This window comes from Pseudomonas sp. BRM28 (assembly GCF_002939405.1).
GTDB classification, from domain to species: Bacteria; Pseudomonadota; Gammaproteobacteria; order Pseudomonadales; family Pseudomonadaceae; genus Aquipseudomonas; species Aquipseudomonas palmensis.
Genome location: NZ_PEFV01000001.1, coordinates 5,560,421 through 5,578,197, shown reverse-complemented (window position 1 = coordinate 5,578,197; position 17,777 = coordinate 5,560,421). Strand labels below are relative to the sequence as shown.

General features: G+C 66.2%; 17 protein-coding genes and 1 pseudogene. 15 read left to right on the top strand and 3 right to left on the bottom strand.

The features are described 5' to 3' along the window. Nucleotides 1-1,500, top strand: a complete 1,500-nt coding sequence (locus tag CR917_RS25560) for an aldehyde dehydrogenase family protein (protein WP_104573050.1) — start codon at nt 1-3, stop codon at nt 1,498-1,500. Nucleotides 1,501-1,523: 23 nt separating this feature from the next. Here the strand turns inward: CR917_RS25560 and feaR are convergent, their stop codons facing one another. From feaR to paaY, 3 genes are all read right to left on the bottom strand, one after another. After that, nucleotides 1,524-2,432 carry a transcriptional regulator FeaR gene (gene feaR, locus CR917_RS25555; protein WP_104573051.1) on the bottom strand — a complete coding sequence of 303 codons (909 nt, stop codon included), beginning with the start codon at nt 2,430-2,432 and terminating at the stop codon, nt 1,524-1,526. A gap of 66 nt (nt 2,433-2,498) precedes the next feature. Further along, on the bottom strand, nt 2,499-3,422 hold the full coding sequence (paaX, locus tag CR917_RS25550) for a phenylacetic acid degradation operon negative regulatory protein PaaX (RefSeq protein WP_054915441.1): 924 nt from the start codon (nt 3,420-3,422) through the stop codon (nt 2,499-2,501). A 73-nt stretch (nt 3,423-3,495) separates the two neighbouring features. Beyond that, nucleotides 3,496-4,092, bottom strand: coding sequence for a phenylacetic acid degradation protein PaaY (paaY, locus tag CR917_RS25545; protein ID WP_043863012.1), 597 nt, complete (start codon nt 4,090-4,092; stop codon nt 3,496-3,498). Nucleotides 4,093-4,353: 261 nt separating this feature from the next. Here paaY and paaF point away from each other — a divergent pair, with 261 nt between their 5' ends. The 14 genes and pseudogenes from paaF (at nt 4,354) to CR917_RS25475 (ending at nt 17,765) form a co-directional block, all read left to right on the top strand. Then, nucleotides 4,354-5,127: a 2,3-dehydroadipyl-CoA hydratase PaaF gene (gene paaF, locus CR917_RS25540; protein ID WP_104573217.1), complete on the top strand. Its 774-nt coding sequence runs from the start codon at nt 4,354-4,356 to the stop codon at nt 5,125-5,127. Between the two features lie 44 nt (nt 5,128-5,171). Beyond that, a complete protein-coding gene (gene paaG, locus CR917_RS25535; RefSeq protein WP_043863010.1) occupies nt 5,172-5,963 on the top strand; it encodes a 2-(1,2-epoxy-1,2-dihydrophenyl)acetyl-CoA isomerase PaaG in 792 nt (263 codons plus the stop codon). A 2-nt stretch (nt 5,964-5,965) separates the two neighbouring features. After that, complete coding sequence (gene paaH, locus CR917_RS25530) at nt 5,966-7,540, top strand: 3-hydroxyacyl-CoA dehydrogenase PaaH (protein ID WP_104573052.1); 1,575 nt, start codon at nt 5,966-5,968, stop codon at nt 7,538-7,540. Further along, entirely contained in the window at nt 7,533-7,982 is a 450-nt protein-coding gene (paaI, locus tag CR917_RS25525) for a hydroxyphenylacetyl-CoA thioesterase PaaI (protein WP_043863008.1), read from the top strand. The genes paaH and paaI overlap by 8 nt, the downstream gene beginning before the upstream one ends. Further along, nucleotides 7,975-9,180: a 3-oxoadipyl-CoA thiolase gene (gene pcaF, locus CR917_RS25520; RefSeq protein WP_078480200.1), complete on the top strand. Its 1,206-nt coding sequence runs from the start codon at nt 7,975-7,977 to the stop codon at nt 9,178-9,180. The genes paaI and pcaF overlap by 8 nt, the downstream gene beginning before the upstream one ends. A gap of 82 nt (nt 9,181-9,262) precedes the next feature. After that, nucleotides 9,263-10,579: a phenylacetate--CoA ligase PaaK gene (gene paaK, locus CR917_RS25515; RefSeq protein WP_054915437.1), complete on the top strand. Its 1,317-nt coding sequence runs from the start codon at nt 9,263-9,265 to the stop codon at nt 10,577-10,579. Nucleotides 10,580-10,808: 229 nt separating this feature from the next. Further along, on the top strand, nt 10,809-11,798 hold the full coding sequence (gene paaA / locus CR917_RS25510) for a 1,2-phenylacetyl-CoA epoxidase subunit PaaA (RefSeq protein ID WP_054915436.1): 990 nt from the start codon (nt 10,809-10,811) through the stop codon (nt 11,796-11,798). A 25-nt stretch (nt 11,799-11,823) separates the two neighbouring features. Continuing rightward, complete coding sequence (paaB, locus tag CR917_RS25505; RefSeq protein WP_043863004.1) at nt 11,824-12,105, top strand: 1,2-phenylacetyl-CoA epoxidase subunit PaaB; 282 nt, start codon at nt 11,824-11,826, stop codon at nt 12,103-12,105. An 8-nt stretch (nt 12,106-12,113) separates the two neighbouring features. Then, nucleotides 12,114-12,878, top strand: coding sequence for a 1,2-phenylacetyl-CoA epoxidase subunit PaaC (paaC, locus tag CR917_RS25500; protein WP_078480199.1), 765 nt, complete (start codon nt 12,114-12,116; stop codon nt 12,876-12,878). After that, nucleotides 12,865-13,398 carry a 1,2-phenylacetyl-CoA epoxidase subunit PaaD gene (paaD, locus tag CR917_RS25495; RefSeq protein ID WP_054915435.1) on the top strand — a complete coding sequence of 178 codons (534 nt, stop codon included), beginning with the start codon at nt 12,865-12,867 and terminating at the stop codon, nt 13,396-13,398. Before paaC ends, paaD begins: the two co-directional genes overlap by 14 nt. Nucleotides 13,399-13,429: 31 nt before the next feature. Next, the gene (gene paaE / locus CR917_RS25490) at nt 13,430-14,506 is read left to right on the top strand and encodes a 1,2-phenylacetyl-CoA epoxidase subunit PaaE (RefSeq protein WP_043863001.1); all 1,077 of its coding nucleotides are present in this window, start codon (nt 13,430-13,432) and stop codon (nt 14,504-14,506) included. A 118-nt stretch (nt 14,507-14,624) separates the two neighbouring features. Further along, complete coding sequence (locus CR917_RS25485) at nt 14,625-14,933, top strand: DUF485 domain-containing protein (protein ID WP_043863000.1); 309 nt, start codon at nt 14,625-14,627, stop codon at nt 14,931-14,933. Beyond that, nucleotides 14,924-16,492: pseudogene (locus CR917_RS25480) on the top strand (cation acetate symporter); the annotation flags it as partial. The gene CR917_RS25485 and the pseudogene CR917_RS25480, both read left to right, overlap by 10 nt. A gap of 31 nt (nt 16,493-16,523) precedes the next feature. Continuing rightward, on the top strand, nt 16,524-17,765 hold the full coding sequence (locus CR917_RS25475) for an OprD family porin (RefSeq protein WP_043862998.1): 1,242 nt from the start codon (nt 16,524-16,526) through the stop codon (nt 17,763-17,765). Nucleotides 17,766-17,777: the final 12 nt, after the last annotated feature.

The following is a 17,777-nucleotide window of genomic DNA, read 5'->3' as shown; positions in this document are numbered from 1 at the left end:
ATGACTGCCGGCACCGTACCCCTGCTAGCCAGTGTCCAGCGTTTTCTCGGACGCCAACACGGCCTGTACATCAATGGCGGCTGGCGGCCGTCCACCTCCAGCCAGACCCTTACCGTCTTCAACCCGGCCAACGGCCAACCCATTGCCGTGACCCCCGATGCCAGCGCCGAGGATGTCGACCAGGCCGTGCAATCGGCGCATCGGGCATTCGTCAGTGGCGTGTGGGCGCGCCGCGCCCCGGCCGAGCGCGAGCGTATCCTGCTGCGCTACGCCGATTTGCTCGAACAGCACGGTGAAGAGCTGGCCCAGCTCGAAACCCTGGAACAAGGCAAGTCGATCAACATCGCCCGCGCCTTCGAAGTCGGCAGTACCCTGAACTGGATGCGCTACACCGCCGGCCTCACCACCAAGATCTGCGGGCGCACCCTGGATGTGTCGATCCCGGTGCCCGAAGGTGCCCGCTACACCGCCTATACGCGCAAGGAGCCGGTCGGCGTGGTGGCTGGCATCGTGCCGTGGAACTTCCCGCTGATGATCGGCATGTGGAAGGTGATGCCCGCCCTGGCGGCCGGCTGCTCGATCGTCATCAAGCCCTCCGAGATCACCCCGTTGACCCTGATGCGCATGGCCGAGCTGGCCACCGAGGCCGGCATTCCGGACGGCGTGTTCAACCTGATCACCGGCAGCGGCAGCGTATGCGGCAGCGCCCTCACCAGCCACCCGCGGGTGGCGAAGATCAGCTTTACCGGCTCTACCGCCACCGGCAAGCACATTGCCCGTTCGGCGGTCGACCGCCTGACGCGCCTGTCACTGGAGCTGGGTGGCAAGAACCCGGCCATCGTGCTGGCCGACGCCGATCCGCAGCAGGTGATCGAAGGCCTGATGATGGGCAGCTTCCTCAACCAGGGGCAGGTGTGCGCCGCCAGTTCGCGTATCTATGTCGAGGCGCCGCTGTTCGACCGCCTGGCAGCGGACTTCGAGCAGGCGATCAAGGGGCTGAGCGTAGGCCCGGGCCTGGATCCCAGCGCGCAGATCAACGCCGTGGCTTCCGGCGCGCACCAGCAGTCGGTGCAGGCCTACCTGGCCGATGCCCGCGAGCAGGGCGCGCAGATCATCAGCGGTGCCAGCGCGCCGGATGCCAATGGCTACTACGTCAGCCCGTCATTGATCCTCAACCCCGACGACAACCTGCGCCTGACCCGCAGCGAAGTGTTCGGCCCGGTGCTGAGCCTGACCCGCGTGGCCGATGTGGAAGAAGCGCTGGCCCGCGCCAACGACAGCGACTATGGCCTGACCGCCAGCCTGTGGACCACCAGCCTCAAGTCGGCCATGGACCTCACCCCGCGCATCGAGGCCGGCACCGTGTGGGTCAACAGCCACACCCTGATCGATGCCAACATGCCGTTTGGCGGCTTCAAGCAATCCGGTACCGGGCGTGATTTCGGCGTCGACTGGCTGGACGCCTTCACCGAGACCAAGTCGGTGTGCATCCGCCACTGAGGCGGCTGGCAGGCCGCAGGCGCTCAGCTGTAGCGCTTGCGGTACTCGCCGGGCGACACGCCAAAGCGCTGCTTGAACGCAGTGGTGAAGTAGCTGCTGTTGGAGAAGCCCCAGGTGTACCCCAGCGCCGACAGCTTGAGGGTCGACTGCGGGTTGCGCAGGGTTTCGGCGCAGATGTCCAGGCGCCGGTTCTTGATGTACTGCGCGATCACCAGGCCCTTCTTGGCGAACACCCGGTACAACCCGCGCATCGACACGCCGATGTCGCGCGCGATCATCTCCGGGCACAGCGCCTCGTCGGCAATGTGCGTCTCGATCAGCGCCAGGCTTTTGCGAAAGATGCGTTCATGCGGGTCGGGGTTGCTGTCGCTGCCGCACAGTGCCGGGCGCATCAGGCTGATCAGCGCATCGATCACCGCTTCGCTTTCGGCCAGGCTCACCTCGTCCAGCTGGGTCGAGGACAACAGCATCTGCTGGGCGAGCAGGGCGACCGGCGAACCGGCCGGGATCTTGCGCCCGATCTCCACCGGGGTGAAGCGCAGCAGCTGGTCGACCCGGTCGTGGGGCAGTATCAGCGAGATCTGCTGGGAGGTATCGCCAAAGGTGAAGTCGCTGGGGCGTGCACTGTCGATCAGCAGGATGTCCCCCGGCATCAGCACTTCGCGGGCGTCGTCCTGGGCCATGTTGGCCATGCCCTTGAGCTGGAACACCGCAAAGTACTTGTGTTCGCTGCTGCGCTGCACCTCGCGCGGCGTGCGCAGCAGCCGCGCGTGAGAGCTGCTCACGTGACTGAAGCGCAGGGCGCCCAGCTGGCGGGGGCGAATCTCACCGCTGAACGCATCCCCCAGCGCGGCACCGTCGAACTCGCCGCAGGCATGGTTGATGTCGGCCAGCCATTGCTGGAAGTGCTGCTGGGCAGTAGCGGTATTCATGGGTCACACCTCACACCTGGCATTGTTGTTAGGGTGCATGTGATGGCTGGGGGCACGCGCTGCAGGTTAGCGCAGCCCGCCGAAGCGCCGGTAGAAGTTTTCGCTGGCATCGGGCAGCGGGCCGTCTGCGGTTTCCATCGCACTGCTCAGCCACTGTTCGGCCGGGGCACAGGTCAGTCGGTACAGGTTGCGGCACAGCTGGCGTGCGGCGCGGCCCTCCCAGTCGCCCGGCAGCAGTTCGTCGGGCAGGTGCGGGTCGCGCAGCAGCAGCTTGCGGTACTCGTGAATCAGCAGCAGGCGCACCATGAAGCAGTCCATCGGCTGCAGGCTGTCCTGCTCGCGCAGCGCCTGCCACACCGGGCGAAACAGCTGGATGAACTCGCTGTACTGCGCCCCCAGCTCCTCGATACGCCAGCTTTCGCGCACCTGGGCACGCAAGGCGCGGGAGGCCATCACGTCCTGGCCGGTGGTCTCGAACAGGATGGTGTCTTCCAGCGCGTCCAGGTCCAGCAGGGTGGCGTTGATGTCGGTGCGGTCGGCCCGCGGGCTGGCCAGCACCACCGGCGAGATGGCGCCAAAGCCCTGCCATTCGAGCTCTTCGCGCACCTGCTTGCGCTTGTCGGCAGACAGCTGGGTGAGCATCGCCAGGTGCCAGGAGCCATCCCACTGCGGCACCACCGAGCTGTACACCCGCTTGAAAGCCTTGTCGAAACGCCGCCGCCCGGCACCGGTGAGGCTGTAGTAGCTGCGCCGGCCGACCTTTTCGGCGGTCAGCCAGCCTTCCTTGGTCAGGCGGAACATCGAGGTGCGGATCAGCCGCTCGTTGATGCCGAAGGGCTCGAGCAACTGGATCAGGCTGCCCAGCCACACGGTGCCGCCGTGGGGTTCGATGGCATCGCCATACAGGGTGACGATCAGCGAACTGGCACGGATCGGGATCTGTTCCTGGAAACGGGTGACGAGCTGATTGAGGGGCGCGAGCGACGACATGGAGGATCCGCTGGGTGAAACCCCGGAATATAACTGCCGTTTGTCCTTCAAGGCCAGCGTTGCCGCCGGCACTTCAGGCCGTGTGGTTTTTCGGGCGGAACGTACTGTCGCTGACACGTCTGCGGTCCTGTTCGGGTTGGCTCAAGGGGCTGCATTCCACCATCTGCTCCAGGCAGCGCCGGGTCAGTGCGTGGTACTCGCCCGTGCCGCCCTGCTTCCAGTGCACTTCAGCGTCGCTCAGGCTGCGTTTGACCTGGGCCGGCGAGCCCACCACCAGCGAGCGGGGCGGGCAGTCGAAGCCGGCCTTGACGAAGGCGGTGGCACCGACGATCGAGCAGGCACCGATCACGGCGCCGTCCATGACCACCGCATTCATGCCCACCAGCGCATCGGCACCGATGCGGCAGCCGTGCAGCACGGCGCCGTGGCCCACGTGCCCGTTGCGCTCGATCACCGTGTCGCTGTCGGGGAAGCCGTGCATCACGCAGGTGTCCTGCAGGTTGGCGCCCTGTTCGAGAATGATGCGTCCGAAATCGCCGCGCAGGCTGGCCAGCGGGCCTACATAGCAGTCGGGGCCGACGATCACGTCGCCAATCAGCACCGCCGAAGGGTGCACGTAGGCGCTGGGGTCGATGACCGGGGTGATTCCGCCAAGGCTGTAGCAGGTCATGTCGGTTTCCTGTGGACGGGGATGACAGCGAATATAACGTATTGTTACTTGTTTGCAATGCTTCGATGTATCGCTTCCTGGCGCTTTACTCGCTATAAGCGCAGTGTTTGCTGGGTTTATTTGGCACGCATGGAAAACAAATAGACACAGACAAGTCGCAGTAATGTTGATTTTGTGTATCGTATTGTGGCTATACTCTGCCGCAATCGGCCTCGACCCAACAATAACAGCCAGCCTCGACTGGCCCGTGCGGTGACCGTCATGCCTGACACCCTGTTGCTTGATAACTCCCACGCCGGCATCTGCCTGGTGACGCTGCACCGCCCCGAGGTGCTCAATGCCCTCAACACCCGCCTGCTCGGCGAGCTGGCAGCCGAACTCGAGCGCCTGGAGCGTGACGACAGCTGCCGCGCCGTGGTGCTCACCGGCAGCCGCAAGGCGTTTGCCGCCGGCGCCGACATCAACGAGATGGCCGAGCGCGATGCGGTGGGCATCCTCAACGACCCGCGTGTTGCCTGTTGGCAGCAGATCAGCCGCTTCAGCAAGCCCCTGGTGGCGGCCGTCAACGGCTTTGCCCTGGGCGGTGGCTGCGAGCTGGCGATGCACGCCGACATCATCGTGGCGGGCGTGGATGCGCGCTTCGGCCAGCCGGAAATCAACCTGGGCATCATGCCTGGCGCCGGCGGTACCCAGCGTCTGCTGCGCGCGGTGGGCAAGTCCATGGCCATGCAGATGGTGCTCACCGGCGAGCCCATCGATGCGCGCACCGCGCAACAGGCCGGCCTGGTCAGCGAAATCACCCAACCCGAATTCACCGTCGAGCGCGCCGTGCAGATCGCCCAGGCCATCGCGCGCAAGGCCCCGCTGGCCGTGCGCCTGGCCAAGGAATCGCTGCTCAAGGCCATGGATACCGACCTTGCCAGCGGCCTGCGTTTCGAGCGCCACGCCTTCACCGTGCTGGCCGCCACCGATGACCGGCGCGAGGGCATCAATGCCTTTCGCGAAAAACGCGCACCGGTGTTCACCGGCCGCTGAGTGCGCCGGCCCCTTTTACTTCAACCTTGCGAGCGGTACTGGTCATGACCTTCGAGCACATTCTTTTCGACATAGACGACGGCGTGGCCTTTCTGCGCCTGAACCGTCCCGAGCAACTCAACAGCTTCAACGCGCAGATGCACGCCGAAGTGAAGGAGGCGCTCAAGCAGGTACGCGCCAATGCCCAGGTGCGTGTGCTGCTGCTTACCGGTGAAGGGCGCGGCTTCTGTGCCGGGCAGGACCTGTCCGACCGCAACGTTGCGCCCGGTGCGCAGATGCCCGACCTGGGCGAGTCCATCGAAAAATTCTACAACCCGCTGATTCGCGCCCTGCGCGATTTACCGCTGCCGGTGATCTGCGCGGTCAACGGCGTGGCCGCCGGCGCCGGGGCGAACATCCCGCTGGCCTGCGACCTGGTGCTGGCGGCGCGGTCGGCCAGCTTCATCCAGGCGTTCTGCAAACTCGGCCTGGTGCCCGACTCGGGCGGTACCTGGTTCCTGCCGCGGCTGGTCGGCGTGGCGCGGGCCAAGGCCCTGGCGCTGCTGGGCAACAAGCTGTCGGCCGAGCAGGCCGAGCAGTGGGGGCTGATCTACCGCTGCGTCGACGACGAGGCCCTGCGCGACGAGGCCCTGGGCCTGGCGCGACAGCTGGCGACACAGCCCACCTCGGGCCTGGCACTGATCAAGCGAGGGCTCAATGCCAGCCTGGACAACAGCCTTGACCAGCAACTGGACCTGGAGCGCGACCTGCAGCGCCTGGCCGGGCGCAGCGAGGACTACCGCGAGGGCGTGGCCGCCTTCATGGCCAAGCGCGCCCCCGTGTTCAAGGGGTGCTGAGCATGAGCGCACTGGACACAAGCGTTGTGGTGGCGGTGATCGGTGCCGGGGCCATGGGCGCCGGCATTGCCCAGGTGGCGGCGCAAGCCGGGCATCCGGTGCTGCTGCACGACAGCCGCCCGGGGGCGGCGAGCGCGGCCATCGAGGGGCTGGGTGTGCAACTGGGCAAGCGGGTGGAGAAGGGCAAGCTCGACCCCGCGCAGCGCGAGGCCACCCTGGCGCGCCTGCACGCGGTGCAGGCGCTCGACGAGCTGGCGGATGCGGGGCTGGTGATCGAGGCCATCGTCGAGAACCTCGACGCCAAGCGCGAGCTGTTTGCGCGCCTGGAGGCAATCTGCACGGCCGACTGCGTGCTGGCCAGCAACACCTCGTCGCTGTCGATCACCCGCATCGCGGCCGGCCTGGCGCGGCCCGAGCGGTTCGTGGGGGTGCACTTCTTCAACCCCGCGCCGGTCATGGCGCTGGTCGAGATCGTCTCGGGGCTGGCCACGGCGCCGCAGGTAGCAGCCAGCCTGTATGCAACGGCCAGGGCCTGGGGCAAAGCGCCGGTGCATGCCAGCTCCAGCCCGGGCTTCATTGTCAACCGCGTGGCGCGCCCGTTCTATGCCGAAAGCCTGCGCCTGTTGCAGGAGGGTGCGGCCGAGTGCGCCACGCTGGATGCGCTGATGCGCGAGGCCGGCGGCTTTCGCATGGGCGCGTTCGAGCTGACCGACCTGATCGGGCATGACGTCAACTACGCGGTCACCTGTTCGGTGTTCGATGCCTATTACGGCGACATGCGCTTCCAGCCGTCGCTGATCCAGGCGGCGCTGGTGGATGCCGGCCGGCTGGGGCGCAAGAGCGGGCAGGGGTTCTATGACTATGGGCCCTCGGCCGCGCGCCCGGTGGTCAGCGAGCTGCGCAGTGGTTTGCGCATCGAGGCCTGCGAAGTCGAAGGCGACCTGGGCGTTGCGCAGGGCTTGCTGGCGCGTATCGAGGCGCACGGCATCAAGGTGTCGCGGGCCCCGTCGCGGGTCGAGCCCGCGCCCACCGGTCGTTGTGGGAGCGGGCTTGACCCGCGATGCGGGCACGCAGTCATACGCGTGGGCGACGCCGTGCTGGCCCTGACCGACGGTCGCCTGGCCAGCCAGCGTGCCCGCGACGAAGGCTTGCACAACCTCGTGCTGTTCGACCTGGCGCTGGACTACGCCACCGCCGGGCGCATCGGCATCAGCTGGTCCGCCGACACCACCCCCGCTGCCCGCGACCAGGCCGTGGCCTTGCTGCAGGCCGCGGGCCTGGTGGTCAGCCCGCTGGCCGACGTGCCGGGGCTGCTGGTGATGCGCACCGTGGCCATGCTTGCCAACGAAGCCGCCGACGCGGTGCTGCAGGGCGTGGCCACGGCGGCGGATGTCGACCTGGCCATGCGCAAGGGCGTGAACTACCCCCAAGGCCCGCTGGCCTGGGCCGACGCCATCGGCCCGACGCAGGTGCTGGCGGTACTCGACAATCTGCAGGCCGCCTACGGCGAAAGCCGCTACCGGCCATCACTGCTGCTGCGGCGCACGGTCGCCGAGGGGAGGGCATTGCATGACTGACCTGAACGCCACCGAGCTTGCCAGCCAATGTGCCCAGGCCATGCTCGCCCGTGACCGCGCCAGCCTCGCGCTGGGCATGCAACTGCTGAGCGTCGCGCCGGGCAGGGCGCGCCTGAGCATGCCGGTGCGCGCCGACATGATCCAGGGCCATGGCACCTGCCACGGCGGCTACATCTTCACCCTGGCCGACTCGGCGTTTGCCGTGGCCTGCAACACCTACAACCAGGTCACCATCGGCCTGGGCTGCAGCATCGACTACATCGCCCCGGCACTGATGGGCGACACGCTCAATGCAAGTTGCGTCGAGCAGAGCCGTGGTGGACGCACCGGCAACTACGACGTGCGTGTGGAAAACCAGAACGGGCAGCTGATCGCGCTGTTCCATGGCAAATCTTACAAGGTGCAAGGCACAGTGCTTGCCCAGGAGACCGCAGATGAATGACGCCCTTATCATCGACGCCGTGCGCACCCCCATCGGGCGCTATGCCGGCGCGCTGAGCACGGTACGTGCCGACGACCTGGGCGCGGTGCCGCTGCGTGCGCTGATGGCGCGCCACCCGCAGGTGGACTGGTCGCAGGTGGACGACGTGCTGTTCGGCTGCGCCAACCAGGCCGGCGAAGACAATCGCAACGTGGCGCGCATGTCGGCGCTGCTGGCCGGCCTGCCGATGGAAGTGCCGGGCACCACGGTCAACCGCCTGTGCGGCTCGGGCATGGACGCCATCGGCCTGGGCGCACGCTCGATCCGCAGTGGCGAAGCCGGCCTGCTGCTGGTGGGCGGGGTGGAGTCGATGTCACGCGCCCCGCTGGTGATGGGCAAGGCCGAACAGGCCTTCTCGCGCCAGGCGCAATTGTACGACACCACCATTGGCTGGCGCTTCGTCAACGCCGCGATGGAAAAGGCGTATGGTATCGACTCGATGCCGGAGACTGCCGAAAACGTCGCCGCACAGTTCGGCATTTCCCGTGCCGACCAGGACGCCTTCGCCCTGCGCAGCCAGCAACGTGCGGCGGCTGCCCAGGCCAGCGGGCGCCTGGCGCAGGAGATCGTGCCGGTGTCGATTGCCCAGCGCAAGGGCGAGCCCAGGCGCGTCGAGCACGACGAACACCCGCGTGGCGACACCACGCTGCAGATGCTGCAACGCCTGGGTACGCCGTTTCGCGAGGGCGGCAGTGTCACGGCGGGCAATGCCTCGGGGGTCAACGACGGTGCCTGTGCGCTGCTGCTGGCAAGCCCGGCGCAGGCTGCGCGCTTCGGGCTCAAGGCCCGTGGGCGGGTGGTGGCGATGGCCACGGCCGGCGTCGAGCCGCGCATCATGGGCATCGGCCCGGTGCCGGCCACGCGCAAGGTGCTGGAACTGGCCAACCTGAACCTGGCCGACATGGATGTCATCGAGCTGAACGAAGCCTTCGCCGCGCAGGGCCTGGCGGTGCTGCGCGAGCTCGGGCTGGCTGACGACGACCCGCGGGTCAACCCCAATGGTGGCGCCATCGCCCTGGGGCATCCGCTGGGCATGAGCGGCGCTCGCCTGGTGACCACCGCACTGGTGGAACTGGAGCAGCGCGGCGGGCGGTACGCGCTGTGCACGATGTGCATCGGCGTGGGGCAGGGTATCGCGATGATCATCGAGCGAACCTGAGCCGGCAACACAGCGGGAGCCGTGCAGCTCCCACACTCGGGCCCGTCAGGGGCTGAACCATAAAAAGAATCAGAGTGAACACATGAACATGGCCGCCTTGAACACTGCTGTACTCGACCCGCTGGAGACCGCCAGCATCGATGAACTGCGCCAGCACCAGCTTGACCGCCTGCGCTGGAGCCTGTCCCACGCCTACCAGAACGTGCCGCTGTACCGCCAGCGCTTCGACCAGTTGGGGGTGCACCCCGACGAGGTGCGTTCGCTGGACGACCTGGCCCGATTCCCTTTCACCACCAAGACCGACCTGCGCGACAACTACCCCTACGGCATGTTCGCCGTGCCCATGCATGACGTGGTGCGGGTGCACGCCTCCAGCGGCACCACCGGCAAGCCGACGGTGGTGGGCTACACGCAGAACGATATCGACACCTGGGCCAACGTGGTGGCGCGCTCGATCCGCGCCGCGGGCGGGCGCAAGGGCGACAAGGTGCATGTGTCGTATGGCTACGGGCTGTTCACCGGCGGGCTGGGCGCGCATTACGGCGCCGAACGCCTGGGCTGCACGGTGATCCCGATGTCGGGCGGGCAGACCGAGAAGCAGGTGCAGCTGATCAACGACTTTCAGCCGGACATCATCATGGTCACGCCCTCGTACATGCTCAACCTGGCCGACGAGATCGAGCGCCAGGGGCTGGACCCGCACAAGCTGGCGCTGCGCCTGGGGATCTTCGGTGCCGAGCCGTGGACCGACGAGCTGCGCCGCTCCATCGAGCAGCGCATGGGTATCACTGCGCTGGATATCTACGGGCTGTCGGAAATCATGGGCCCGGGCGTGGCCATGGAGTGCGCCGAGACCAAGGACGGGCCGACCCTCTGGGAAGACCACTTCTACCCCGAAATCATCGACCCGGTGACCGGTGCGGTGCTGCCCGACGGGCAGATGGGCGAGCTGGTGTTCACTTCGCTGAGCAAGGAGGCGCTGCCGATGATCCGCTACCGTACCCGCGACCTGACGCGACTGTTGCCCGGCACCGCGCGGCCAATGCGGCGCATCGACAAGATCACCGGGCGCAGCGACGACATGCTCATCGTGCGCGGGGTCAACGTGTTCCCGACCCAGGTCGAGGAACAGGTTCTGAAAATAAAACAGTTTTCAGAGTGCTATGAGATTTATCTGTATCGCGATGGAAATCTCGACACGGTGGATGTGCACGTGGAACTGCGCGCCGAATGCCAGCACTACGACGAGGCCCAGCGCAGGCTGCTGACCGCCGAGCTGGGCAAGCAGATCAAGACCTACATCGGCATCAGCACGCGCATTGTGCTGCAGCCGTTGGGCACGCTGAAACGTTCGGAAGGCAAGGCCTGTCATGTGTATGACAAGCGTCTGGCCAGCTGATAGCTGATGGCTGCCGAAGCCCCGACCTGGTCGGGGCTTTTTTTTGTTCTTGGGTAAAGCGTGTTCCTGTGGGAGCGGGCTTGACCCGCGATGGAGCGCGTAGCGGTCCGCTTTCAGTGCAAAGCGATACAAAAAAACATTAGATACACTAAAAAGCTGTTTGATATTGAATTGTGTATCGCTTATAAATACTCCCATGCCCAACCAGCCTTGAGGCGGGAGCCCGAACATGTACGCACAGCTTGTCGAAACCGGCGTCAAACGCATCAAGTCCCTGGACGAGATGTCGCCCCAGGAACGTGCCTTCCAGGAAAAGATCGACGCCGAAATCAAGATCGAAGCCAAGAACTGGATGCCCGACGCCTACCGTCAGACCCTCATCCGCCAGATTTCCCAGCACGCCCACTCCGAGATCGTCGGCATGCTGCCCGAGGGCAACTGGGTCACCCGTGCCCCGACCCTCAAGCGCAAGCTGCAGCTGATGGCCAAGATCCAGGACGAAGCCGGCCACGGCCTGTACCTGTACAGCGCCATGGAAACCCTGGGCGCCGATCGCGACGAAGAAATCGCCAAGCTGCACAGCGGCAAGGCCAAGTACTCCAGCATCTTCAACTACCCGACCCTCAACTGGGCCGACATGGGCGCAGTGGGCTGGCTGGTGGATGGCGCGGCCATCGTCAACCAGGTGGTGCTGCAGCGCACCTCCTACGGCCCCTACGCACGGGCCATGGTGCGCATCTGCAAGGAAGAGAGCTTTCACCAGCGCCAGGGCTACGAGATTCTGCTGACCATGATGCGCCACGGCACCCAGGCCCAGAAGGACATGGTGCAGGACGCGATCAACCGCCTGTGGTGGCCGGCGCTGATGATGTTCGGCCCCAGCGACGACAACTCGCCCAACAGCGCGCAGTCGATGGCCTGGAAGATCAAGCGCCAGAGCAACGACGAACTGCGCCAGCGCTTCGTCGACCAGACCATCCCGCAGCTCGAACTGCTGGGCTGCACCGCCCCCGACCCCGATCTGAAGTGGAACGCCGAGCGCGGCCACTACGATTTCGGCGCCATCCAGTGGCAGGAATTCTTCGACGTGCTCAAGGGCAACGGCCCGTGCAACCAGGAACGCCTGGCCACCCGACGCAATGCCATCGAAAGCGGCGCCTGGGTGCGTGAAGCCGCCGTCGCCTACGCCCGCAAACAACAGAACAAGAACGCCGCCTGAACCGGCGACTGATGGGAGATACACGATGTCTGTCTGGACCCTCTACGAAGTGTTCGTGCGCAGCAAGCACGGCCTGAACCACAAGCATGTGGGCAGTGTGCATGCCGCCGACGACGCCATGGCCATCGAGAACGCCCGCGAGCTGTACACCCGCCGCAGCGAAGGTGTAAGCCTGTGGGTGGTGCCCTCGGCGCTGATCGTGGCCTCCTCGCCGGACGAGAAGGACCCGCTATTCGACCCGGCCGACGACAAGGTCTACCGGCACGCCAGCTTCTACGAGCTGCCCGACGAAGTCGGACACATGTGAGGTCGACCATGAACAGCACCCAAGACGATCTGATCCATTACCTGCTGCTGCTGGGCGACAGCGCCCTGATCCAGGGCCAGCGCCTGTGCGAGTGGTGCGGCAAGGCACCGGCCATCGAAGAAGAACTGGCGCTGATGAACGTCGGCCTGGACCTGGTGGGCCAGGCGCGCAACTGGCTGGACTACGCCGCCGAGCTGCTGGCCGACGGCCGCGATGCCGACGACCTGGCGTTTCGCCGCGACGAGCGCGCCTACCGCAACCTGCTGCTGGTGGAGCAGCCCAACGGCGATTTCGCCGTGACCATGGCCAAGCAGTTCCTGTTCGACGCCTGGCACCTGCAGGTGCTCAAGGGCCTGTGCGACTCCACCGACCTGCGCATCGCCGGCATCGCCGCCAAGGCGCTCAAGGAGGTCACCTACCACCTGCGTCGCTCCAGTGAATGGGTGCAGCGCCTGGGTGGCGGCACCGACGAAAGTCGCCGGCGCATGCTCGCGGCCATCGCGCAGGTGTGGCGCTTCACCGTGGAGCTGGCCAGCGGCAGCGAGGCTGAAACCCGCCTGGCCGCAGCGGGCATCGGCGTCGACCCGGCGCAGGTCGGCGCGGCATGGCTGCACCAGGTCGAGGCCACCTTCGCCTCGGTCGAACTGCCGCTGCCGCCTGCGGCCAGCCACTTCTACCTCAGCGGACGTACCGGCATGCACACCGAGCACCTGGGCATCCTGCTGGCCGAAATGCAGTTTTTGCCACGGGCCTACCCCGATGCAACCTGGTGAGCTGATCGCCAGCGACCACGGTGCGCGGGCACTGCGGGCCGATGACCTGAGCCACGCCTGGACGGTGCTGGAGCAGGTGATGGACCCGGAGGTGCCAGTGGTCAGCGTGGTCGACCTCGGGATAGTGCGCGACCTGCACTGGCAGGCCGGCCACCTGCACCTTGTGGTCACGCCGACCTATTCGGGCTGCCCGGCCACCGAGGTGATCGAGGGCGATATCCGCCAGGCGCTGGAGCAGGCCGGGTTCGCCGCGCCGTGCCTGGAGCGGCGCCTGACGCCGGCCTGGAGCACCGACTGGATCACCGAGCAGGGGCGCGAGCGCCTGCGTGCCTATGGCATCGCGCCGCCCGTGGGCAGTGCCAGCAAGCGCAGCCTGCTGGGCGAAAGCCCGCAGGTGCTGTGCCCGGTGTGCGCCAGCAGCCACACCGAGCTGCTCAGCCAGTTCGGCTCCACGGCCTGCAAGGCCCTGTACCGGTGCCGCGAGTGCCTGGAACCTTTCGACTATTTCAAATGCATCTGAGCGCGCTGGCGCCGTGCAGCGGGAGAACAGCATGAGTCAATTTCACAGCCTGACCATCAAGGATGTGCGCGCCGAGACCCGCGATGCGGTGTCGATTGCCTTCGAGGTGCCGGCGCACCTGCAGGACGATTTCCGTTTCACCCAGGGCCAGTACCTGGTGATGCGCACGCAACTGGACGACGAGGAAGTGCGCCGTTCGTACTCGATCTGCAGCGGCGTGGAAGACGGCGAGCTGCGCGTGGCGATCAAGCGCGTGGCCGGCGGGCGCTTCTCGGCGTTTGCCAACGAGGTGCTCAAGGTCGGCCACAGCCTCGAAGTGATGCCGCCTTCGGGCAGCTTCCATGTGCCACTGGACCCGACCCGTCGCGGCAACTACCTGGCGGTGGCGGCGGGCAGCGGCATCACGCCGATCCTGTCGATCATCAAGACCACCCTGGAGCGCGAACCCGACAGCCGCTTCACCTTGCTCTACGGCAACCGCTCAAGCTCCGGCGCGCTGTTTCGCGACAAGCTCGAAGACCTGAAGAACCGCTACCTGCAACGCCTGAACCTGATCTTCGTGTTCAGCCGCGAGCAGCAGGACGTGGACCTGTACAACGGGCGCATCGACGCCGACAAGTGCGGTCAGCTGTTCTCGCGCTGGCTCGACCCCAGGGCGCTGGACGCCGCCTTCATCTGCGGCCCGCAGGCGATGACCGAGACCGTGCGCGACAGCCTCAAGGCCAATGGCATGGCGGGGGAGAAGATCCATTTCGAGCTGTTTGCAGCGGCGGGCGACGAACGCAAGCGTGAAGCCCGCGAGGCGGCACGCCAGCTGGACGCCGCCGTCAGCCAGATCACCGTGATCAGCGACGGTCGGGCGCTGGCCTTCGACCTGCCGCGCAACACCGTCAGCGTGCTGGATGCCGGCAATGCCATCGGCGCCGAGCTGCCGTACTCGTGCAAGGCCGGGGTGTGCTCGACCTGCAAGTGCAAGGTCATCGAAGGGGAGGTGGAGATGGACAGCAACCACGCCCTGGAGGATTACGAAGTGGCGGCGGGGTATGTGCTGTCGTGCCAGACGTACCCGGTCAGCGACAGGGTGGTGCTGGACTTCGATCAGGTCTGATAACGCGTCGGTCCCATCGCCGGCAAGGCCGGCTCCTACACGGCGATGAGGCCCGCCTGAACACCGCAACACCTGTGTGCCCTGAAAACTAAAACAACAACACCAAGAGAGCGCCCCAATGACCCCCGAAGACATCGACAGCATCTGCAAGCACCCCGACTTCAAGCAACTGGTACGGCGCAAGCAGCGCCTGAACTGGTCGCTGACCCTGGCCATGCTGGTCATCTACTACGGCTTCGTGCTGCTGGTGGCGTTCTCCCCCAGCACCCTGGGGCAATCGCTCAGCGGCGGCGTGACCACCGTCGGCATGCTGGTCGGCGTACTGGTGGTGCTGGTGTCCTTCGGCCTCACCGGGATCTACGTGTACCGCGCCAACAACGTGCTCGACCCGCTCAACGACAAGGTCCGCCAGGAGTGCGCGAAATGAACTGGACAGCCATCAGCATGTTCCTGCTGTTCGTCGTGTTCACCCTGGGTATCACCCGCTGGGCCGCACAGCGCACCCGTTCGGCCAGTGACTTCTACACCGCAGGCGGCGGCCTCACCGGCTTTCAGAACGGCCTGGCCATCGCCGGCGACATGATCAGCGCCGCCTCGTTCCTAGGCATCTCCGCGATGATGTTCCTCAACGGCTATGACGGCCTGCTGTACGCCCTGGGCGTGCTGGCCGGCTGGCCGATCATCCTGTTCCTGATTGCCGAGCGCCTGCGCAACCTGGGCAAGTACACCTTCGCCGACGTGGTGTCGTACCGCCTGGACCAGACCCCGGTGCGCCTGACCTCGGCCCTGGGCACCCTGACCGTGGCACTGATGTACCTGGTGGCGCAGATGGTCGGCGCCGGCAAGCTGATCGAGCTGCTGTTCGGCATCAGCTACCTGTATGCGGTGATGCTGGTGGGCGTGCTGATGGTGTTCTACGTGACCTTCGGCGGCATGCTCGCCACCACCTGGGTACAGATCATCAAGGCCGTGCTGCTGCTCTCGGGCACCAGCTTCATGGCGTTCATGGTGCTCAAGCACTTTGGTTTCAGCACCGAGGCGATGTTCAGCGCCGCCACCGAGGTGCACGCCAAGGGCACCGCGATCATGGCCCCGGGCGGGCTGCTGTCCAACCCCATCGACGCGATTTCCCTGGGCCTGGGCATGATGTTCGGCACCGCCGGGCTGCCGCATATCCTGATGCGCTTCTTCACCGTGAGTGACGCCAAGCAAGCGCGCAAGAGCGTGTTCTACGCCACCGGTTTCATCGGCTACTTCTACCTGCTGCTGATCATGGTGGGTTTCGGCGCCATCGTGATGGTCGGCACCGACGCAAGCTACCGCGACGTCAACGGCGCGATCATCGGCGGCGGCAACATGATCGCCGTGCACCTGGCCCAGGCCGTGGGCGGCAACCTGTTCCTGGGCTTCATCTCGGCCGTGGCCTTCGCCACCATCCTGGCGGTGGTGGCCGGGCTGGCGTTGTCCGGCGCCTCGGCGGTGTCCCACGACCTGTACGCCTGCGTGATCCGCAAGGGCCAGGCCACCGAGAAGCAAGAGATGCGCGTGTCGCGAATCGCCACTCTGGCCATCGGCGTGCTGGCGATCATCCTGGGCCTGATGTTCGAGTCGCAGAACATCGCGTTCCTGTCCGGGCTGGTGCTGGCGATTGCCGCCTCGGTGAATTTCCCGGTGCTGTTCCTCTCGATGTACTGGAAGGGCCTGACCACCCGTGGCGCGGTGATCGGCAGCATGAGCGGGCTGGTCTCGGCCATCGTGCTGCTGGTGCTCAGCCCGGCGGTGTGGGTCAACGTGCTGCACAACGAAACGGCGCTGTTCCCCTATAGCAACCCGGCGCTGTTCTCCATGAGCCTGGCGTTCCTGGGCGCCTGGGTGTTCTCGGTCACCGACACCTCGGAGCGGGCGGCGCAGGAACGCGGCCGCTACCTGGCGCAGTTCATCCGCTCGATGACCGGCATCGGTGCCGCAGGCGCAAGCAAACACTAATAAACCAAAACGATTGTCGGGTATAAAAATAATGAACCACATTCGCTTCATGCCGGCTTCGCTGCTGGCCGGCTTCGCCTTGCCCCTGGTCGCCGCGCCGGCCCTGGCCGACTTCATCGACGACAGCCATGCCAAGGTCGAGTTGCGCAACCACTACATCAACCGCGATTTTCGCCAGAGCAACGCGCCGCAATCCAAGGCCGAGGAGTGGGCCCAGGGCTTTACCGTGAAGTTCGAGTCCGGCTTCACCGATGGCCCGATCGGGGTAGGCGTCGACGCCATGGGGCAACTGGGCATCAAGCTCGACTCCAGCCGTGATCGGCGCGGCACCGGGCTGCTGCCGTTCGGGCCAGACAGCCTGGAACCGGCCGACGACTACAGCGAGCTGGGCCTGACCGCCAAGCTGCGCGCCTCAAAGAGCGTGCTGCGCCTGGGTACCTTGCAGCCGATCCTGCCGGTGGTGGTGTACAACGACACCCGCCTGCTGGCCGCAAGCTTTCAGGGCGGCCTGCTGACCAGCCAGGAGATCGACGGCCTGACGTTCAACGCCGGGCGGCTGACCAAGGCCAACCTGCGCGATTCGTCCAGCCGCGACGACATCGGCTACGGCGCGGCCAGCAGCGACCGCTTCGATTTTGGTGGCGGCACCTATGCCTTCACCCCGCAACTGAACCTGACCTACTACTACGCCAAGCTCGACCAGATCTACCGTCAGCAGTTCGTCGGCCTGGTGCACACCCAGCCGCTGGGCGAGGGCCTGAGCCTGCGCAGCGACCTGCGCTATTTCGACAGCCGTGGTGACGGCGCCGAGCGGGCAGGGCGCATCGACAACCGCAACTTCAACGGCATGTTCACCCTGGCCAGCGGCGCGCACAAGGTCAGTGCCACCTTCCAGCAGATGTCGGGCGACAGCGCCTTCCCGTTCCTCAACGGCGGCGACCCGTACACCGTCAACCTGGTGACCTACAACACCTACACCCGCGCCGGGCTCGACTCCTGGCAACTGCGCTACGACTACGACTTCGTCGCCCTGGGCATTCCGGGCCTGAGCTTCATGACCCGCTACACCGACGGGCGTCATGCCAGGACCGCGACCGTGGACAACGGCCGCGAGCGCGAACGCGACACCGACATCACCTACGTGGTGCAGAGCGGCCCGTTGAAGAACGTCAGCCTGCGCTGGCGCAACGTCACCTTCCGCTCAGGCAACGGCTTGACCAACAGCCTGGACGAGAACCGCCTGATCATCGGCTACACCCTGGCGCTGTGGTAAGCGCGCCCCTTA

Excerpts from the sequence above, each read along its gene's own strand:
- CR917_RS25560 (WP_104573050.1), top strand. The coding sequence starts at position 1 with ATGACTGCCGGCACCGTACCCCTGCTAGCCAGTGTCCAGCGTTTTCTC.
- feaR (WP_104573051.1), bottom strand. The coding sequence starts at position 2,432 with ATGAATACCGCTACTGCCCAGCAGCACTTCCAGCAATGGCTGGCCGAC.
- paaX (WP_054915441.1), bottom strand. The coding sequence starts at position 3,422 with ATGTCGTCGCTCGCGCCCCTCAATCAGCTCGTCACCCGTTTCCAGGAA.
- paaY (WP_043863012.1), bottom strand. The coding sequence starts at position 4,092 with ATGACCTGCTACAGCCTTGGCGGAATCACCCCGGTCATCGACCCCAGC.
- paaF (WP_104573217.1), top strand. The coding sequence starts at position 4,354 with ATGCCTGACACCCTGTTGCTTGATAACTCCCACGCCGGCATCTGCCTG.
- paaG (WP_043863010.1), top strand. The coding sequence starts at position 5,172 with ATGACCTTCGAGCACATTCTTTTCGACATAGACGACGGCGTGGCCTTT.
- paaH (WP_104573052.1), top strand. The coding sequence starts at position 5,966 with ATGAGCGCACTGGACACAAGCGTTGTGGTGGCGGTGATCGGTGCCGGG.
- paaI (WP_043863008.1), top strand. The coding sequence starts at position 7,533 with ATGACTGACCTGAACGCCACCGAGCTTGCCAGCCAATGTGCCCAGGCC.
- pcaF (WP_078480200.1), top strand. The coding sequence starts at position 7,975 with ATGAATGACGCCCTTATCATCGACGCCGTGCGCACCCCCATCGGGCGC.
- paaK (WP_054915437.1), top strand. The coding sequence starts at position 9,263 with ATGAACATGGCCGCCTTGAACACTGCTGTACTCGACCCGCTGGAGACC.
- paaA (WP_054915436.1), top strand. The coding sequence starts at position 10,809 with ATGTACGCACAGCTTGTCGAAACCGGCGTCAAACGCATCAAGTCCCTG.
- paaB (WP_043863004.1), top strand. The coding sequence starts at position 11,824 with ATGTCTGTCTGGACCCTCTACGAAGTGTTCGTGCGCAGCAAGCACGGC.
- paaC (WP_078480199.1), top strand. The coding sequence starts at position 12,114 with ATGAACAGCACCCAAGACGATCTGATCCATTACCTGCTGCTGCTGGGC.
- paaD (WP_054915435.1), top strand. The coding sequence starts at position 12,865 with ATGCAACCTGGTGAGCTGATCGCCAGCGACCACGGTGCGCGGGCACTG.
- paaE (WP_043863001.1), top strand. The coding sequence starts at position 13,430 with ATGAGTCAATTTCACAGCCTGACCATCAAGGATGTGCGCGCCGAGACC.
- CR917_RS25485 (WP_043863000.1), top strand. The coding sequence starts at position 14,625 with ATGACCCCCGAAGACATCGACAGCATCTGCAAGCACCCCGACTTCAAG.
- CR917_RS25475 (WP_043862998.1), top strand. The coding sequence starts at position 16,524 with ATGAACCACATTCGCTTCATGCCGGCTTCGCTGCTGGCCGGCTTCGCC.